The organism is Streptomyces sp. NPDC003456, assembly GCF_042878735.1.
Taxonomy (GTDB): domain Bacteria; phylum Actinomycetota; class Actinomycetes; order Streptomycetales; family Streptomycetaceae; genus Streptomyces.
In genome coordinates this window covers 717,971-732,373 of record NZ_JBIAOK010000004.1, presented here as the reverse complement: position 1 = coordinate 732,373, position 14,403 = coordinate 717,971, and the positions used below count along the sequence as shown (strand labels likewise).

Here is a 14,403-nt window from a genome sequence, read left to right as displayed (position 1 = left end):
ATGGCGGTGACACAGGTCGTCCGGTCGGAATGGACCAAGATCCGGTCGGTGGCGTCCACGGTGTGGACGCTGTCGCTGGTGGTGGTCGTGACGGTCGCCCTCGGCATGCTCATCTCGGCCCTGTCGAAGAACGAGTTCGACTCGATGAACGCGCAGGAACGGGCGGAGTTCGACCCGACGTTCATCAGCTTCGCGGGGATGAGCCTCGGGCAGCTGGCGATGATCGTGTTCGGCGTGCTGGTGGTGTCGAACGAGTACAGCACCGGCATGATCCGCATCTCGCTGGCGGCGGTGCCCCGGCGCGGCTCCTTCCTGTTCAGCAAGATCGCCGTGGCCACGGCCCTCGCCCTGCTGGTCGGGCTCGTCACCAGCTTCGCCGCGTTCTTCCTCGGGCAGGCCATGCTGGGCGAGCACCGGGCGCAGATCGGTGACCCCGGGGTGCTGCGGGCGGTGTTCGGCGGCGGGCTGTACATGGCGCTGATCGCGATGTTCTCCATGGGCGTCGCCGCGATGCTGCGCTCGCCGATGCTGTCGCTGGGCATCCTGATGCCGTTCTTCTTCCTGATCTCCAACATCCTCGGCAACGTCGAGGCGACGAAGAAGGTCGGCCGGTTCCTGCCCGACCAGGCCGGCAGCAAGATCCTCCAGGTGGTTCCGCCCATCGGCGACGACACGCCGTACGGGCCCTGGGGCGGGCTCGGGATCATGGCGCTGTGGGTGCTGGCGGCCCTGGCCGGCGGGTACCTGCTGCTGAAGAAGCGCGACGCCTAGCGGGGACGGACGCGGCCGGTCTTTTACCTGCTCTTGAGTGGAACCGTCAGCGCCTCGATATCCTCCTAACCCTTACGGGGGCGTGTGCCCTGCTGTCCTGAACCTTGCGATGGGTGCGGAGCATGATCGAAGCAGTCGGCCTGACGAAGCGCTACGGCGACAAGACCGCTGTGTACAACCTTTCCTTCCAGGTGCGGCCGGGTGCCGTCACCGGCTTCCTGGGCCCGAACGGCTCCGGCAAGTCGACGACCATGCGCATGATCCTCGGTCTGGACAACCCGACGGCCGGGCACGTGACGATCGGCGGCTTCCCCTACCGCAGGCTGCCCAACGCGGCCCGGCACGTCGGCGCGCTGCTGGACGCCAAGGCCGTGCACGGCGGCCGCTCCGCCCGCAACCACCTGCTGTCCCTGGCCCAGCTCTCCGGCATCCCGGCCCGGCGGGTGGACGAGGTGCTCGGCGTGGTCGGCCTGCAGGACGTGGCCAAGCGGCGGTCCAAGGGCTTCTCCCTCGGCATGGGGCAGCGGCTCGGCATCGCCGCGGCGCTGCTCGGCGATCCGCAGGTGCTGCTGTTCGACGAGCCGGTCAACGGCCTCGACCCGGAGGGCATCCTCTGGGTGCGCAACCTGATGAAGGCCCTGGCCGCCGAGGGCCGCACGGTCTTCGTCTCCTCCCACCTGATGAGCGAGATGGCGCTGACCGCCGACCACCTCATCGTCATCGGCCGCGGCCAGCTGCTGGCCGACATGAGCGTCTCGGCCTTCATCTCGGCGAACTCGGCCGACTTCGCCCGGGTGCGCACGCCCGACAGCGAGCCGCAGCAGCGCGAGAAGCTGTCGGCCGCGCTGACCGAGTCGGGCGGCCACGTGCTGCCCGAGCAGGACGGCGCGCTGCGCGTGACCGGTCTGCCGCTCCCCCGCATCAGCGACATCGCCCACGAGCACGAGGTGCGCCTGTGGGAGCTGTCGCCGCACCAGGCGTCCCTGGAGGAGGCGTACATGCGGATGACGCAGGGCGCCGTCGACTACCGCTCGACCATCGACCAGAAGGAAGGGCTCCAGCAGCCGCTGCCGCCCGGCATGCAGCCGCCCATGCCCGTCCCCGGCCAGGGCCAGCCCGGCTGGTACGCCCCGCCGCCGCCCCAGCAGGGCACCCCGCTGCCGCAGGGCGCGCCGGTCCCCTCCGGCCCGTACGGCACGCCGCACGGCGCCGCCCCGGGCACGCCGAACCCGTACGCCCAGCCCGCGCCGCAGGGTTTCGCCCCCGCGGCTCAGCAGGTGCCCGCGGGCGCGCCCGCCGCGCCCCCGACCCCGCCGGGCGCCACGGGCCAGGCTCCCTCGGACGGCCCGTCGGCCGCCCCGGCCGCCGCCTCGCCCGCGCCGCAGGTTCCGGCGGCCCAGCCGTCCGCCGCGCCCGCCGCCGCGGGAGAGCCGGCCGGGCCGCCCGCCGCGGCTCCGTCCGCGCCCGCCTCCGCGCCGGCCGCCGCCCCGACCACCGACCTGACCAAGCCCGAGGACGCCCGATGAGCAGCCCCCAGCCCCAGATGCCGCAGGCCGCGCCCGCCTGGCAGGCGGCGCCCGGCACGCCGTTTTCCGCCGGCCCGGCCGGACCCGGCTACACCTCGCCGATCCCGGTCGTCCGCACGCACCTCGGGCACGCCATCGCCTCCGAGTGGACGAAGATCAGGTCGGTGCGCTCCACGATGTGGACGCTCGGCGTGTTCGTGCTGCTCGTCGTCGGCATCGGCACGCTGACCGGTGTGATCGTGGCCGAGTCCGATCCGGCCCTGAGCGGCGAGAGCCCGCTCGGCCTGGGCTTCTTCGGGGTGCTCCTCGGCAGCATGTGCGTCATCACGCTGGGCGTGCTGACCACGGCCTCGGAGTACGGCACCGGGATGATCCGCACCACGATGGTCGCCTGCCCGAGCCGCGGCCGGGTGCTGGCGGCCAAGGGTGTGGTGTTCTTCGCGGTCGCCTTCGTGGTGACGCTGGTCTCGGCGTCCCTGGTGGCCTTCCTGCACGTGGCGATGCTGGAGGGGAACGGCGCCCGGACTCCCTCCGGCGGCGAGTGGCTCAAGGCCACCGTCGGCATCGCGGCCTACGTCGCCCTGCTGGGCCTGCTCTCGCTGGCCGTCGGGTCGATCATCCGCCACTCGGCCGGTGCCATCACCCTCATGATCGGCGCCGTGCTCGCCCCGCTGGTGATCGCCCTGTTCATGTTCTCGGAGTCGCTCCAGGGAGTGCGCGACGCCCTGTTCGAGTACTCGATCCCGAACCAGCTCAGCGTTTTCTACGCCAACTCCCTCAGCTCGTCCGGCCCGTCCGGCTGGGACCCGCTGTGGATCATGCTGGGCGCCACGGCGGCCGCGTTCGCCGCCGCCTTCGCCCTGCTGGAGAAGCGGGACGTCTGAGCCCGGTTCAGAACCTCGGCGCGTTACGGGACCGCTGCACCCCGGGGGTGCGGCGGTCCCGCGCGTTCCAGCAGGCCTTGTGCCAGTGCCGGCGGTCGTCGACGCCCGCGTGCTCGGACCAGGCCACCAGGTGCGGCACCCCGTCCGGGATCAGCTGGTCGCAGCCCGGGCAGCGGTAGGCCTTGCCCTGCGCGCTCGCGCCGGCCACGTGGCGCACGCTCCAGCTCTCGCCCCGCCAGTCCTCGGAGGACTGCCAGCCGCCGTAGCGGCCGCCGTCGTCCTCGGAGGTCCGGCCGGGCGATCCGGCGCCCTTGGGTCGGTTGCGACGCGGGGACACGGGACACCTCTCGGGGCTGTACAGGGAGCAAAGGCCGCATCCAGCCTACGCGGCGCGACGGCGGGTACGCGTACGGCAGCCGTCACCGCACGCCCTCCGGCGGACGGGGCGCACCGCACTGCGCGATCCGTCGCGCAGCCGCGCCAGGGGTCCGCACGGAGCCGTGTCCGGGTCCCCCCGGCGGAACCGCGCGCGGTCCTCGGGGACGGTGCTCCCGGTCCTCCACGATCCTCCACGGAACCGCTCCCGGTTCCCGCGGAACCGCTCACGGCCCCCGCGGAGCCGCCGATTCGGCAGACAATCCGCAAAATACTCCGCCCGGCCGTGTCCTCGGCACGTGTCGGACGGTTATGCGCTGTGGGGGAGCTCCGCGTCGGAGCCAAGGAAGCAGGAAAGCAATGCGCGTTGGAAGTTTCGTGCTGGGGGCCCGGTTCCCCGGCCAGGGCGAGGGAGAGGCGCTGCACCGCGCGGTCCGCTCGGCCGAGGTGGCCGAGGAGGCCGGGCTCGACACGGTCTGGCTGGCCGAGCACCACTTCGTGCCGTACGGCACGTGCCCGTCGGCCGTCACCCTGGCCGCCCTGCTGCTCGGCCGCACCCGCCGCATCCGGGTCGGCACGGCGGTCAGCGTCCTGCCCACCGCCCACCCGGTGGCCCTGGGCGAGCAGGCGGCGCTGCTGCACCACACGAGCGGCGGCCGCTTCACCCTCGGCGTCGGCCGCGGCGGCCCGTGGGTCGACCTGGAGGTCTTCGGCGCGGGCCTGGAGGCCTACGAGACGGGCTTCCCGGAGTCGCTGGACGTCCTGGTGCGCTGGCTGCGCGAGCCGTCCGTGTCGGCCGACGGAGAGCGTTTCCGCTTCCGCGAGGTCCCGGTCGTGCCCCGGCCGTCGGAGGCCCTGACCGACGTGGCGGGACCGGAGCTGGTCGTCGCGTGCACCTCGCCGACGTCGGTGCGGCTGGCGGCCGAGCGCGGGCTGCCGATGCTGCTCGGCATGCACGTGGGCGACGAGGAGAAGGCCGAGATGGTCGCGCTGTGGCGGCGGCACGCGCGGGACAGCGGCCGGCCGGCCGAGGAGATCCTCGCCGCGCCGCACGTGTCGGCCGGTGTCTGCCAGATCGCGGACCGCCGGGAGGACGCGGCGGAGACGCTGATGAAGGCGATGCCGGGCTGGCTGAAGCAGGGGCTGGAGGCGCACGTGACGGTCGACGGGCGCACGCGCAGGATGCGCGACCCCCTGGCGTACACGGAACTGCTCTGCGGGCTGCACCCGGTGGGCACGCCGCGGCTGTGCGCGGACCGGCTCGCGGCCACCAGTGAGCGGACCGGCATCTCCCGCTTCGCGCTCCTCGTCGAGGGCTCCGGGGACCTGGCCGCGACGGAGGAGAACGTACGGCGGCTGGGGGCCGAGGTGCTCCCCCAACTCGTCTGACAGCACGGTGGATCCCTGGGGCTTGCCGCTCCGGTACATAAAGTGCACCTCCCGCGTACGGAGCGGCAAGCGAACGGTGCGTCAGCAGTCCCGGAACTCGGGAGACTGGTTGAGCACCTGACTGCGGACCGAGGTGAAGCGCGTCAGCTTCTCGTCGACCGAGGAGTCAAGCGGGAACACGGCCACCCGGTGGCAGTTCTGGAAGGCCAGCCGCACACCGAAGTGGCGCTGCAGCGCGCCGCGTATCGCGTCACTCGCCAGCGCACGCAGCAGCTGACCGCGCGCCTGCTCGTCCGGCGGAGGCGTCTGGTTGTCGGCGAACGCACCGCCGTCCACCTTCAGCTGGGCCACCAGGGAGCTGATCATCTCCCACGCATAGGGCAGGGAGGTCCGGACGCAGTCGACGAATTCCGCTTCGTCGACCTCGCCTCGCTCGGCCTGTTCGAGTAGGGCCGGTGAGACGTCGAGCGACATGAGTTCTCCTCTCGCACCCCCAACCAGCGGGGGTTGCCTGACAGATGGGGGAGCCCGCGATCTCGCCACGCTGCGTACACACGTCGCGACCTCCCGCTCATACGGTAAGCACCGAAGAGGAACGGCACCAGGAAAATGCGCAGATGAGACACTCCCAATGAGCACGCCATGCACACAATCGGCCAATACCGAACATGCGTTTTCCAGGGCGAATCGCGTGCACCGGGGCCCGTCGAGTAGCGTTGCGGACCATGCGTCTCGTCATTGCCCGCTGCTCCGTGGACTACGCCGGGCGGCTCACCGCCCACCTTCCCTCGGCCCCGCGCCTGATCCTGGTGAAGGCGGACGGCAGCGTCTCGATCCACGCCGACGACCGGGCCTACAAGCCCCTGAACTGGATGTCGCCGCCCTGCACCCTGAAAGAGGGCACCGGCGAGGAGGAAGGCGTCTGGACCGTCGTCAACAAGGCGGGCGAGAAGCTCATCATCACGATGGAGGAGGTCCTCCACGACTCCTCCCACGAACTGGGCGTGGATCCCGGCCTGATCAAGGACGGCGTGGAAGCACACCTCCAGGAGCTGCTCGCCGACCGTATCGAGACACTCGGCGAGGGCTACACGCTCATCCGCCGCGAGTACCCGACGGCCATCGGCCCGGTCGACATCCTGTGCCGGGACGCCGACGGCGGGACGGTCGCGGTGGAGATCAAGCGGCGCGGCGAGATCGACGGCGTGGAGCAGCTCACGCGGTACCTGGAGCTGCTGAACCGCGACCCCCGTCTCGCCCCCGTGCGCGGCGTGTTCGCCGCCCAGGAGATCAAGCCGCAGGCCCGCGTCCTCGCCACCGACCGGGGCATCGGCTGCCAGGTCCTCGACTACGACGCGCTGCGCGGCATCGAGGACGACAAGCTGCGGCTGTTCTGACCGCACGCCCCCGCGCGCACCCGCACGACGACGGCACAGGGCCGGGTCCGAGGAACGGACCCGGCCCTGTGCCGTGTGCGGGCGGTGTGTCAGATCACCGTCGGGGAGCCGTCCGGCGCGCCGCTGCCGCCCGCCGGTGCGCTCATCGTGCTCGCGGGAGCACTGGAGGCCGGGCCGCTCGCCGAGTCCGAGGTGGAGGGCGAGGACGGCGGCGGGTCGGACGTCGGCGGCTCGGACGTGGGCGGCTCGGAGGTCGGCGGCTTGGACGTCGACGGGGGCTTGGACGTCGTCGGCGGCTTCGACGACGTGGGCGGCCGGGAGGTCGGCGGCTTCGACGAGGCGGGCGGCCGGGAACTGGCAGGCGGCTTCGACGAGGAGGCGGAACGGCTCGGATCCGCCGATCCGCTCGGGCCGCCCGTCGGCGTCGGGTCGTCCGAGGTGCCGAGCGTGCCGTCGGGGCCCGGATCGGTCGGGCGGCTCGCGGCCGGCTCGGTGTCGCCGTTGCCCCCGTCGGCCGGGCGGTCGGCGCCCAGGCTGCCGTCGCCCACGTCCTGGCTGGCGGACGGGTTGACGCCCACCCGGTCCGAGGGGGTGCCGGGGTCGTTGTCGGAGGTGGCGCCGAGCGTCACGACCGTGCCGAGGACGGCGACGAGCAGTGCACCGGCACCGGCGGCCACGAGGTTGCGCCGGGCCAGGCCGCCCAGTCCGCCCCGGGCCTTCGGCGGCGGCACGGGTGTGCTGCGGTGGGTGACGACCGCCGGGGTGGTGGGCGGCTGGAGCGTCGGGAAGGCCGCGGGGGCCGCCCCGGCCGGGGACGCCGACTCCTCCTGCCGGGCCTCGGGCACCTCGTCCGCCACGGCCGGCCCGAGGCTGAGGGGGGTGCCGGAGCGGTCGGCGACCAGGGCGAGGGCCCGGCGTCCGGCGACGGTGCCGCGCTTGTCGGCGAGGGCCCCGCGCAGGCCGATGGAGGCCTCCAACTCGGCGCGGGCGCGGTCGAGCCCGCCCTCGCACAGGGCGAGGATGCCGAGCTCGTGGTGGAAGTAGGCCTCCTCGGCGACGTCCCCGGCGAGCCGGGCCGCTTCGGCGCCGTGGCGCAGGCTGCGCTCCCAGGCGTTCCAGTGCAGTCCCGCGGCGAAGGCGGGGGCGGCGGTGCGGGCCAGGTGCACGGCCGCGCTCCGCTCGTCCCCGGCGGGCGGCCGGGTGGCCGGTCCGAGGATCGCCAGGGCGGCGAGGACCGCGTCGCCCTCGGCGCTCACCCGCTCGGGAGTGACCGAAGGGTGCCCGGCCCACCAGGAGTAGTGCTGGGCGGCGCTGCGGGCGGCGGCCTCGGCCTCGTCGCCGTAGCCGGCGGCCTCCAGCTGCGCCTGCACGCCCGCGGCGAGCCGGTAGCGGGAGCCGACCGGGGAGACCAGGCCGCCGGCGGCCAGTTCGCCGAGGGCGGCGTCGGCGTGGGTGTCGCCGACCAGGGCGGGCAGGTGCGCCTGGTGCGGGATCTCGCCGCCGAGGGCGACGGCGAAGCGCAGGGTGGCGCGGGCGGAGGCGCTCAGCCGGGCGGCGAGCAGCGGCGCGGGCGCGGCGGCCTCGGCGAGCGAGGGCAGCGGGACGTCGTCCCCGTCGGCCGGGTCGGAGGTCTCGGAGGGGGGCGCGTCCTCGAAGACGCCGAACTCGTCGACGGCGCTGGTGCCGGCGCGCAGCCGGTCGCGCTGGCGGAGCAGGGCGCCGGCCTGGGCGAAGCGCAGGGGCAGGCCCTCGGACTCGAACCAGAGGTCGCCCGCCCAGTTGGACTCCTCCTCGGTGAGAGGCCGGCCGACGGCGTGCTCCAGCAGGTCGAGCCCGTCGGCGCGGTCCAGGCCGCCGAGGAGGACCTCCTCGACACCGGAGTCGGCGGAGGGGGCCGGCACGTCCGGGGTGGCGCCGAACAGGAAGGCGCACTCGGGGGTCGCCTCCAGCAGCTCGTCGAGGGCGGCCCCGCCGAACTCCAGGTCGTCCAGGACGACGACGGCGCCGATCTCCCGGACGTGGGCGACCAGTTCGTCCCGGCCCGGGCGGTGCAGGGGGGCGCTGTACACGGCGCGGAAGAGGTCGTGCAGCAGGTCGTCGGCGCCGCGGCCGAAGCCGTTGAGGCGGACGACGCCGTCGGGGGCGAGGTCGGAGCAGTCCTCGGCGACGAGGTCCAGCAGCCGGGTGCGGCCGGAGCCACCGGGGCCGGTGAGCCGGACGGAGCGGCCGCGGGCCAGGAGGCGGACCAGTTGCTCGCGCTCGTCCTGGCGGGCCAGCAGCGGCAGCTCGGGCTGCGCGGGGCCGGGCGGCACGGGCGGCCGGGACGCGCGCTCGGCCTCGGCGCGCTCGGCCGGGGTGAGTTTCACGGGAGCGGCGGGCCGCTCGGCGGGCGGGCAGACCTCTATCTCGCTGCCGTCGACGGGGTTGACGGTCAGCAGGAAGTCGCCGGAGACCAGCTGCACGGTGCGCGCGAGCGCCGGTGCGTGCTGCCCGAAGTCGGAGGTGAGGGATTCCCTGGGAGGGCGCTGACGCGGCGTCTCGCCGTCGCCGTCGTGGCCGTACTCCTCGGGTCCCCGGTTGTCAGGGTCCATAGGTCATGCCCCCCAGAGGCGTGTGTGTGCTCGGAAAAGCCCCTCCCGGCCTTGCTGCACACCGCGCTGTCGCTTCTGGTCCGGGCCCGCTCGAAGGGTGCAGTGAGGCGGGCAGCCAGACCATAAACCTTCGCACAGTATCTACGACAGCCCGGGGTGCTGCTCCGTCCGTAACGTCACGGTGTCGTGAGGATTGTGCGCGGCGCGCGGTGCGGCGCTGCGGGGCCGGGTTCCCCGGTCCCCCGGTTCACACCCGGGCGGGCGTCACACGCGGGGCAGGGTCTCCACCCCGATGCCGCCCTCGATGGCGAGGATGCGGTGCAGGCGGGTGGCGACGAGCAGGCGCTGCATCTGGGGCGGGACGCCCCGCAGCACCAGGCGCCGGCCGCAGCGGCCGGCGCGCCGGTGGGCCCCCATGATCACGCCGAGGCCGGTGGCGTCCCAGGAGTCCAGTTCGGACAGATCGAGCACGAGGTCACCGACTCCGTCGTCGACGGCCGAGTGCAGAACCGTACGGGCGTCCGCCGCGCTGCGGACGTCGAGGCGGCCCCCGACGACCAGCTCGGCGTGGTCGCCCCTGATGTACATATGCGCTCCCCGTGCGTGCGAATCGTGCTCCGCGTTCTGGTTTGGGTATGCAACCTCTGACTGCGTGGAGGAGTCAGAGGTTGCTTCTTGTAAGCGAACCGATACCGAATTCACCCCGAGGGGTGATCCCCTCGGGGCGTGTGCGGTTTCAGTGCTTGTAGAAGCCCTGCCCGCTCTTGCGGCCGATGTCACCGGCGTCAACCATCCGGCGCATCGACTCGGGGGCGGCGAACTTCTCGTCCTGGGACTCGGTGTAGATGTTGTTCGTGGCGTGCAGCAGGATGTCGACGCCCGTCAGGTCCGCCGTGGCCAGCGGGCCCATGGCGTGGCCGAAGCCCAGCTTGCAGGCCAGGTCGATGTCCTCGGCGCTGGCCACGCCGGACTCCTGGAGCTTGGCGGCCTCGACGACCAGGGCGCAGATGAGACGGGTCGTCACGAACCCGGCGACGTCGCGGTTGACGACGATGCAGGTCTTGCCGACCGACTCCGCGAAGGCGCGGGCGGTGGCGAGGGTTTCGTCGCTGGTCTTGTAGCCGCGGACCAGTTCGCACAGCTGCATCATCGGCACCGGCGAGAAGAAGTGCGTGCCGACCACCCGCTCGGGACGCTCCGTGGCGGCCGCGATCTTGGTGATCGGGATGGCGGAGGTGTTGGAGGCGAGGATCGCCTCGTCCTTCACGATCTTGTCGAGCGCGCGGAAGATCTCGTGCTTGACCTCGAGCTTCTCGAACACGGCCTCGACGACGACGTCCGCGTCGGCCGCGGCGTCCAGGTCGGTGGTGGCGGTGATGCGGGCCAGGGCCGCGTCGGCGTCGTGCGCCTCCAGCTTCCCCTTGGCGACGAACTTGTCGTACGACGCCTTGATGCCGTCGGTGCCGCGCTTGAGCGCCTCGTCGGTGACGTCACGCAGGACCACCTCCCAGCCCGCCTGCGCGGAGACCTGAGCGATGCCGGATCCCATGAGGCCGGCTCCGATGACGGCGAGCTTCCGTGCCACTGTGCGACTCCCCTGACGCGCTGTTCATGTCTGCCTCTCCGGCGGACATTAGCGGGCGTGAGGTCCTGTGTGACCAGTAAGTAATGCGCGTCACGTCTCACATGACGGACATCACACCGAGAGGGGTCAGGCGGCGCCCCGGACGGCGTAGTTGAGCCCTTTCCCGCCCAACAGCCCCTCCCTCTCGTCCCGCAGCACCCGTCTCGCGGGACACCTCCGCACGGTCGCGGCCCTCGACCGCCTCGCGGCCGGTGCCGCCCGTCGCGGTGTGGTGCGGCCGGTCCGGCTGAGCTGCGGTCAGGGCGCGCAGCTGGTCTCCGGCGCCGGCCTCCTCGCGCGGGGCGTCCTCGGCGCTCTGCCGGACCTCCCGCCGCCGACCGGTCGGCCGCCGCCGCATCCGGACCTGCGCGCCCCGCTCGCCAGGGTGCCGATCACCGCGCTGTCCGTGACAGTGGGCACACGCGTGTTCCGAACGGCCGGAGCGTAACTACGCTGGCCGCATGGTCAATCTGACGCGCATCTACACCAGGACCGGCGACCGGGGCACGACCGCCCTCGGCGACATGAGCCGGGTCGCCAAGACCGACCTGCGGATCGCCGCGTACGCCGACGCCAACGAGGCGAACGCGGTGATCGGCACGGCGATCGCGCTGGGCGGTCTGGACGAGGAGGTCGTCAAGGTCCTCACCCGCGTGCAGAACGACCTGTTCGACGTGGGCGCGGACCTGTCGACGCCGGTGGTGGAGAACCCCGAGTTCCCGCCACTGCGGGTCGAGCAGTCCTACGTCGACAAGCTGGAGGCGGACTGCGACCGGTTCCTGGAGGGCCTGGAGAAGCTCCGCTCCTTCATCCTCCCCGGCGGCACCCCCGGCGCGGCCCTGCTCCACCAGGCGTGCACGGTGGTCCGCCGGGCGGAGCGCTCCACCTGGGCCGCCCTGGAGGCCCACGGCGACGTGATGAACCCGCTCACCGCCACCTACCTCAACCGCCTCTCCGACCTGCTGTTCATCCTGGCGAGGACGGCGAACAAGGAGATCGGCGACGTCCTGTGGGTTCCGGGCGGGGAGCGCTAGACAGACGGGGCAGGGGCGCGGGGAACCGCACGGCAGGCGGCGCTCAGGTTCTCCGACGCGCCCCCTGCCACGCCCCCGCGACGGCCTGCGCGCCGCCCACGCACATCATCACCACCCCCACCTTCGTGAGGGTCACCCCGGGCACCTCCACGTCTCCGGCGAACAGCCACAGCGCCAGGCCCGCCGCGAAGACGACGGCCCCCTCCCGCAGGTTCCCGCGCGCCCGGCTCACCGGCGCACCCCCTCCCGCTCCTGCTCCGCCGCCACGCCGGTCTCCCCCGCGGGAGCCTTCCGCGGCCAGACCCAGTAGGACAGCGCGATCAGGCCGTGGATGCCCGCGGCGCGCCAGGCGGTGAAGCGCCAGCTCTCCAGGGACGTGACGCGGGCCGGGTCGTCGACGTACCAGATCGCCAGTTGCAGCAGTCCGGTCGCGACGGCGGCACCGATCAGCGTGCCCGTCCAGACCTTGCCCTCGTGACGGGCCCGGGCCGTGCCGTACCGCGGCGGCTTCCGGGGCGGCGGCGCACCGCCGAACCGGTGGGCCGCGTGGCCGTCCAGCCAGGTCACCGTGCGGTGGCCGTGCCCCACCGTGTAGCCGATGTACAGCGCGGCCAGCCCGTGCGTCCAGTTCGGGTCCGCGCCGTTCCTCAGGTCCACCGCGGTGGCCACCAGCAGGACGACCTCCAGCAGCGGCTCGCACAGCAGCAGCGCCAGTCCCGTACGCGGCATGCGCAGCACGTAGCGGAAGGCCAGCCCGGCCGCCAGCAGCACCCAGAAGCCGATCTCACAGGCGGCGATCAAGGCGACGATCACGGTTCGCTCCTCTCGGTCACCCTTCCAGGCTCCCGGCGGACGGGGCCGGAATCGTCGTCGCCACTGACGAGGCCGCGGTACATCGAAAGATGCAGTCGGGGACCCTCCGCGGGGATCAGGCGGCCCGCCACGCGGCCGTGTTGGATGGGGACATGGCCCTGCGACCGACCCGCCCCAGCCGCTTCGACGTGTCCGTCGCGGTGGGCGGCCTGCTCGGCGGGGTGCTGCTGTGGGGGCTCGGCCTGGCCGTCCGCCCGCACACCGAGCCGTACGTGCTGCTTCCGGGACGCTGGCCCGTCCTGCTGCCGCTGGTCGTCATGGCGGGGTGCGAGCTGCTGCGGCGGACCGCTCCGCGCACGGCGCTGCTGATCGGCACGCCCGCGATCGTCCTGGACACCGTCACCCAGGGCAACCTGGTGACGATCCTGATGTACACCGACCTGATGTACGCGGCCGTGCTGTACGGACCGCCCGCCTCGGCGCACCGCATCCCGCGGATCACCGGGCTGCTCGCCGTGGCCGGGGCGGTCGTGCCGTTCGCGCTCTGGCGCGACCCCGAGGCACTGCTGATCGGCGTGGTCACCGGCCTGGTCGCCTTCGGGCCCGCCTCCACCGGGCTGATCGTGCGCAACCACCGCGAGGCCGCCGACGCGGCCCGGCTGCGGGCCGGGCAGACCGCCCTGCTCGCCGAGATGGACCGCGTCCAGGCGGTCACCGCCGAGCGCGCCCGGATGGCCCGCGAACTGCACGACATGGTCGCCAACCACCTCTCCGCGATCGCCATCCACTCCACGGCCGCGCTCTCCCTGGACGACCCGGGGACCTCCCGGGACGCCCTGGCCGTGATCCGCGAGAACAGCGTCGAAGGGCTCGCGGAGATGCGCCGGCTGATCGGCATCCTGCGTGACGCCGGCGGCGACACCGAGCCGGCCGCGGCCCCCACCCTCGACGGACTCGGCGCCCTCGTCGACACCGCCCGCACCAACGGCCTCGACGTCCACCTGGACGCGTCCCCCGGCCCCGTCCCCGCGCCGGTCGAGCTCGCCGCCTACCGCATCGTCCAGGAGTCCCTGACCAACGCCCTCAAGCACGCCGGCCCGGGCCGGGTCGCCGTCCGCCTGGCCCGGCGCGACGGGTCGCTGGCCATCACCGTCACGAGCCCCTACGGCGACCGGGAAGGGCCCGGCGCCCCCGGGTCGGGCGCGGGCCTGGTCGGCATGCGCGAACGCGCCGCCCTGCTGGACGGCACGTTCGAGGCCGGGCCCGAGACCTCCCCCCGGGGCAGGATCTGGGTCGTGCGCGCCGCCCTGCCCGTCGTCGAAGGAGAACCCGAATGATCCGCGTCCTGGTCGCCGAGGACCAGTCCGCCGTCCGCGCGGGCTTGGTGCTCATCCTGCGCAGCGCCCCCGACATCGAGGTGGCCGGCGAGGCGGCGGACGGCGAGCAGGCGGTGGAGCTGGCCCGGGAGCTGCGGCCGGACGTGGTGCTGATGGACGTCCAGATGCCCCGTCTGGACGGGGTGTCGGCGACCCGGCGGATCGTCGCGGACCGGCTCGCGGACGTGCTCGTGCTGACCACCTTCGACCTGGACGCGTACGTCTTCGGGGCGCTGCGCGCCGGCGCCTCCGGCTTCCTGCTGAAGAACACCGAGGCCGGGGACCTGCTGGCGGCGGTGCGGACCGTCGCGCGCGGGGAGGGTCTGATCGCCCCGGCGGTGACGCGGCGGCTCATCGCGGAGTTCGCCGCGAAGCCCGCGCGGGAGCCGGCGGCCGATCCGGCGGTGCTGGAGCGGCTGACCCGGCGCGAGCGCGAGGTGCTGTCCTGCCTCGGTGAGGGCCTGTCGAACGCGGGCATCGCCGAGCGGCTCGACATGGCGGAGGCGACGGTGAAGACGCACGTCAGCCGCCTGCTGGCCAAGCTGGAGCTGCGCAGCCGGGTGCAAGCGGCCGTGCTCGCGCAGGAGTTGGGGATCTGATCGGGCACGGATCGGCACAGGTCG

General features: G+C 73.4%; 15 protein-coding genes. 8 read left to right on the top strand and 7 right to left on the bottom strand.

Annotated elements, in window-relative coordinates; genetic code table 11:
• The 3 genes from ACFYWG_RS19510 (at position 1) to ACFYWG_RS19500 (ending at position 3,181) form a co-directional block, all read left to right on the top strand.
• Positions 1-771 (top strand): ABC transporter permease subunit, encoded by a 771-nt coding sequence (locus tag ACFYWG_RS19510; RefSeq protein WP_383500167.1) that lies wholly within the window; start codon positions 1-3, stop codon positions 769-771.
• Positions 772-893: 122 nt separating this feature from the next.
• Complete coding sequence (locus ACFYWG_RS19505) at positions 894-2,297, top strand: ATP-binding cassette domain-containing protein (protein ID WP_389202455.1); 1,404 nt, start codon at positions 894-896, stop codon at positions 2,295-2,297.
• Entirely contained in the window at positions 2,294-3,181 is an 888-nt protein-coding gene (locus ACFYWG_RS19500; RefSeq protein ID WP_383500161.1) for an ABC transporter permease, read from the top strand. The genes ACFYWG_RS19505 and ACFYWG_RS19500 overlap by 4 nt, the downstream gene beginning before the upstream one ends.
• Before the next feature lie 7 nt (positions 3,182-3,188).
• On the opposite strand, the gene ACFYWG_RS19495 is transcribed toward ACFYWG_RS19500, so the two are convergent.
• Positions 3,189-3,518: an ATP/GTP-binding protein gene (locus tag ACFYWG_RS19495; protein WP_389202452.1), complete on the bottom strand. Its 330-nt coding sequence runs from the start codon at positions 3,516-3,518 to the stop codon at positions 3,189-3,191.
• Between the two features lie 398 nt (positions 3,519-3,916).
• Between ACFYWG_RS19495 and ACFYWG_RS19490 the strand changes: the two genes are divergently transcribed.
• Positions 3,917-4,945 carry an LLM class flavin-dependent oxidoreductase gene (locus ACFYWG_RS19490; protein WP_385416736.1) on the top strand — a complete coding sequence of 343 codons (1,029 nt, stop codon included), beginning with the start codon at positions 3,917-3,919 and terminating at the stop codon, positions 4,943-4,945.
• An 81-nt stretch (positions 4,946-5,026) separates the two neighbouring features.
• Here the strand turns inward: ACFYWG_RS19490 and ACFYWG_RS19485 are convergent, their stop codons facing one another.
• The gene (locus ACFYWG_RS19485) at positions 5,027-5,419 is read right to left on the bottom strand and encodes an SCO5389 family protein (RefSeq protein WP_369193679.1); all 393 of its coding nucleotides are present in this window, start codon (positions 5,417-5,419) and stop codon (positions 5,027-5,029) included.
• A 251-nt stretch (positions 5,420-5,670) separates the two neighbouring features.
• Here ACFYWG_RS19485 and nucS point away from each other — a divergent pair, with 251 nt between their 5' ends.
• Positions 5,671-6,342, top strand: coding sequence for an endonuclease NucS (nucS, locus tag ACFYWG_RS19480; protein WP_376328502.1), 672 nt, complete (start codon positions 5,671-5,673; stop codon positions 6,340-6,342).
• An 89-nt stretch (positions 6,343-6,431) separates the two neighbouring features.
• On the opposite strand, the gene ACFYWG_RS19475 is transcribed toward nucS, so the two are convergent.
• The 3 genes from ACFYWG_RS19475 to ACFYWG_RS19465 all read right to left on the bottom strand — a co-directional run bounded on the left by ACFYWG_RS19475 (position 6,432) and on the right by ACFYWG_RS19465 (position 10,518).
• Positions 6,432-8,933 carry an ATP-binding protein gene (locus ACFYWG_RS19475; RefSeq protein ID WP_389202449.1) on the bottom strand — a complete coding sequence of 834 codons (2,502 nt, stop codon included), beginning with the start codon at positions 8,931-8,933 and terminating at the stop codon, positions 6,432-6,434.
• Positions 8,934-9,197: 264 nt separating this feature from the next.
• On the bottom strand, positions 9,198-9,521 hold the full coding sequence (locus ACFYWG_RS19470; protein ID WP_030246483.1) for an STAS domain-containing protein: 324 nt from the start codon (positions 9,519-9,521) through the stop codon (positions 9,198-9,200).
• Positions 9,522-9,669: 148 nt separating this feature from the next.
• A complete protein-coding gene (locus ACFYWG_RS19465; protein WP_376328507.1) occupies positions 9,670-10,518 on the bottom strand; it encodes a 3-hydroxyacyl-CoA dehydrogenase family protein in 849 nt (282 codons plus the stop codon).
• A 500-nt stretch (positions 10,519-11,018) separates the two neighbouring features.
• Between ACFYWG_RS19465 and ACFYWG_RS19460 the strand changes: the two genes are divergently transcribed.
• On the top strand, positions 11,019-11,591 hold the full coding sequence (locus ACFYWG_RS19460; RefSeq protein WP_376328510.1) for a cob(I)yrinic acid a,c-diamide adenosyltransferase: 573 nt from the start codon (positions 11,019-11,021) through the stop codon (positions 11,589-11,591).
• Positions 11,592-11,634: 43 nt separating this feature from the next.
• Here the strand turns inward: ACFYWG_RS19460 and ACFYWG_RS19455 are convergent, their stop codons facing one another.
• The gene (locus tag ACFYWG_RS19455; protein WP_383500150.1) at positions 11,635-11,823 is read right to left on the bottom strand and encodes a DUF5708 family protein; all 189 of its coding nucleotides are present in this window, start codon (positions 11,821-11,823) and stop codon (positions 11,635-11,637) included.
• Positions 11,820-12,404, bottom strand: a complete 585-nt coding sequence (locus ACFYWG_RS19450; protein WP_389202445.1) for a hypothetical protein — start codon at positions 12,402-12,404, stop codon at positions 11,820-11,822. Before ACFYWG_RS19450 ends, ACFYWG_RS19455 begins: the two co-directional genes overlap by 4 nt.
• A 152-nt stretch (positions 12,405-12,556) precedes the next feature.
• On the opposite strand from ACFYWG_RS19450, the gene ACFYWG_RS19445 reads away from it, so the two are divergent.
• Both ACFYWG_RS19445 and ACFYWG_RS19440 read left to right on the top strand, forming a co-directional pair.
• A complete protein-coding gene (locus ACFYWG_RS19445; protein WP_383500144.1) occupies positions 12,557-13,741 on the top strand; it encodes a sensor histidine kinase in 1,185 nt (394 codons plus the stop codon).
• Complete coding sequence (locus tag ACFYWG_RS19440; protein WP_376328519.1) at positions 13,738-14,379, top strand: response regulator; 642 nt, start codon at positions 13,738-13,740, stop codon at positions 14,377-14,379. Before ACFYWG_RS19445 ends, ACFYWG_RS19440 begins: the two co-directional genes overlap by 4 nt.
• Positions 14,380-14,403 lie beyond the last annotated feature (24 nt).

Bases quoted from the DNA above. Each gene is read 5' to 3' on its own strand.
- ACFYWG_RS19440 (WP_376328519.1), top strand. From the start codon at position 13,738: ATGATCCGCGTCCTGGTCGCCGAGGACCAGTCCGCCGTCCGCGCGGGC.
- ACFYWG_RS19460 (WP_376328510.1), top strand. From the start codon at position 11,019: ATGGTCAATCTGACGCGCATCTACACCAGGACCGGCGACCGGGGCACG.
- ACFYWG_RS19490 (WP_385416736.1), top strand. From the start codon at position 3,917: ATGCGCGTTGGAAGTTTCGTGCTGGGGGCCCGGTTCCCCGGCCAGGGC.
- ACFYWG_RS19470 (WP_030246483.1), bottom strand. From the start codon at position 9,521: ATGTACATCAGGGGCGACCACGCCGAGCTGGTCGTCGGGGGCCGCCTC.
- nucS (WP_376328502.1), top strand. From the start codon at position 5,671: ATGCGTCTCGTCATTGCCCGCTGCTCCGTGGACTACGCCGGGCGGCTC.
- ACFYWG_RS19510 (WP_383500167.1), top strand. From the start codon at position 1: ATGGCGGTGACACAGGTCGTCCGGTCGGAATGGACCAAGATCCGGTCG.
- ACFYWG_RS19500 (WP_383500161.1), top strand. From the start codon at position 2,294: ATGAGCAGCCCCCAGCCCCAGATGCCGCAGGCCGCGCCCGCCTGGCAG.
- ACFYWG_RS19485 (WP_369193679.1), bottom strand. From the start codon at position 5,419: ATGTCGCTCGACGTCTCACCGGCCCTACTCGAACAGGCCGAGCGAGGC.
- ACFYWG_RS19475 (WP_389202449.1), bottom strand. From the start codon at position 8,933: ATGGACCCTGACAACCGGGGACCCGAGGAGTACGGCCACGACGGCGAC.
- ACFYWG_RS19505 (WP_389202455.1), top strand. From the start codon at position 894: ATGATCGAAGCAGTCGGCCTGACGAAGCGCTACGGCGACAAGACCGCT.
- ACFYWG_RS19445 (WP_383500144.1), top strand. From the start codon at position 12,557: ATGGCCCTGCGACCGACCCGCCCCAGCCGCTTCGACGTGTCCGTCGCG.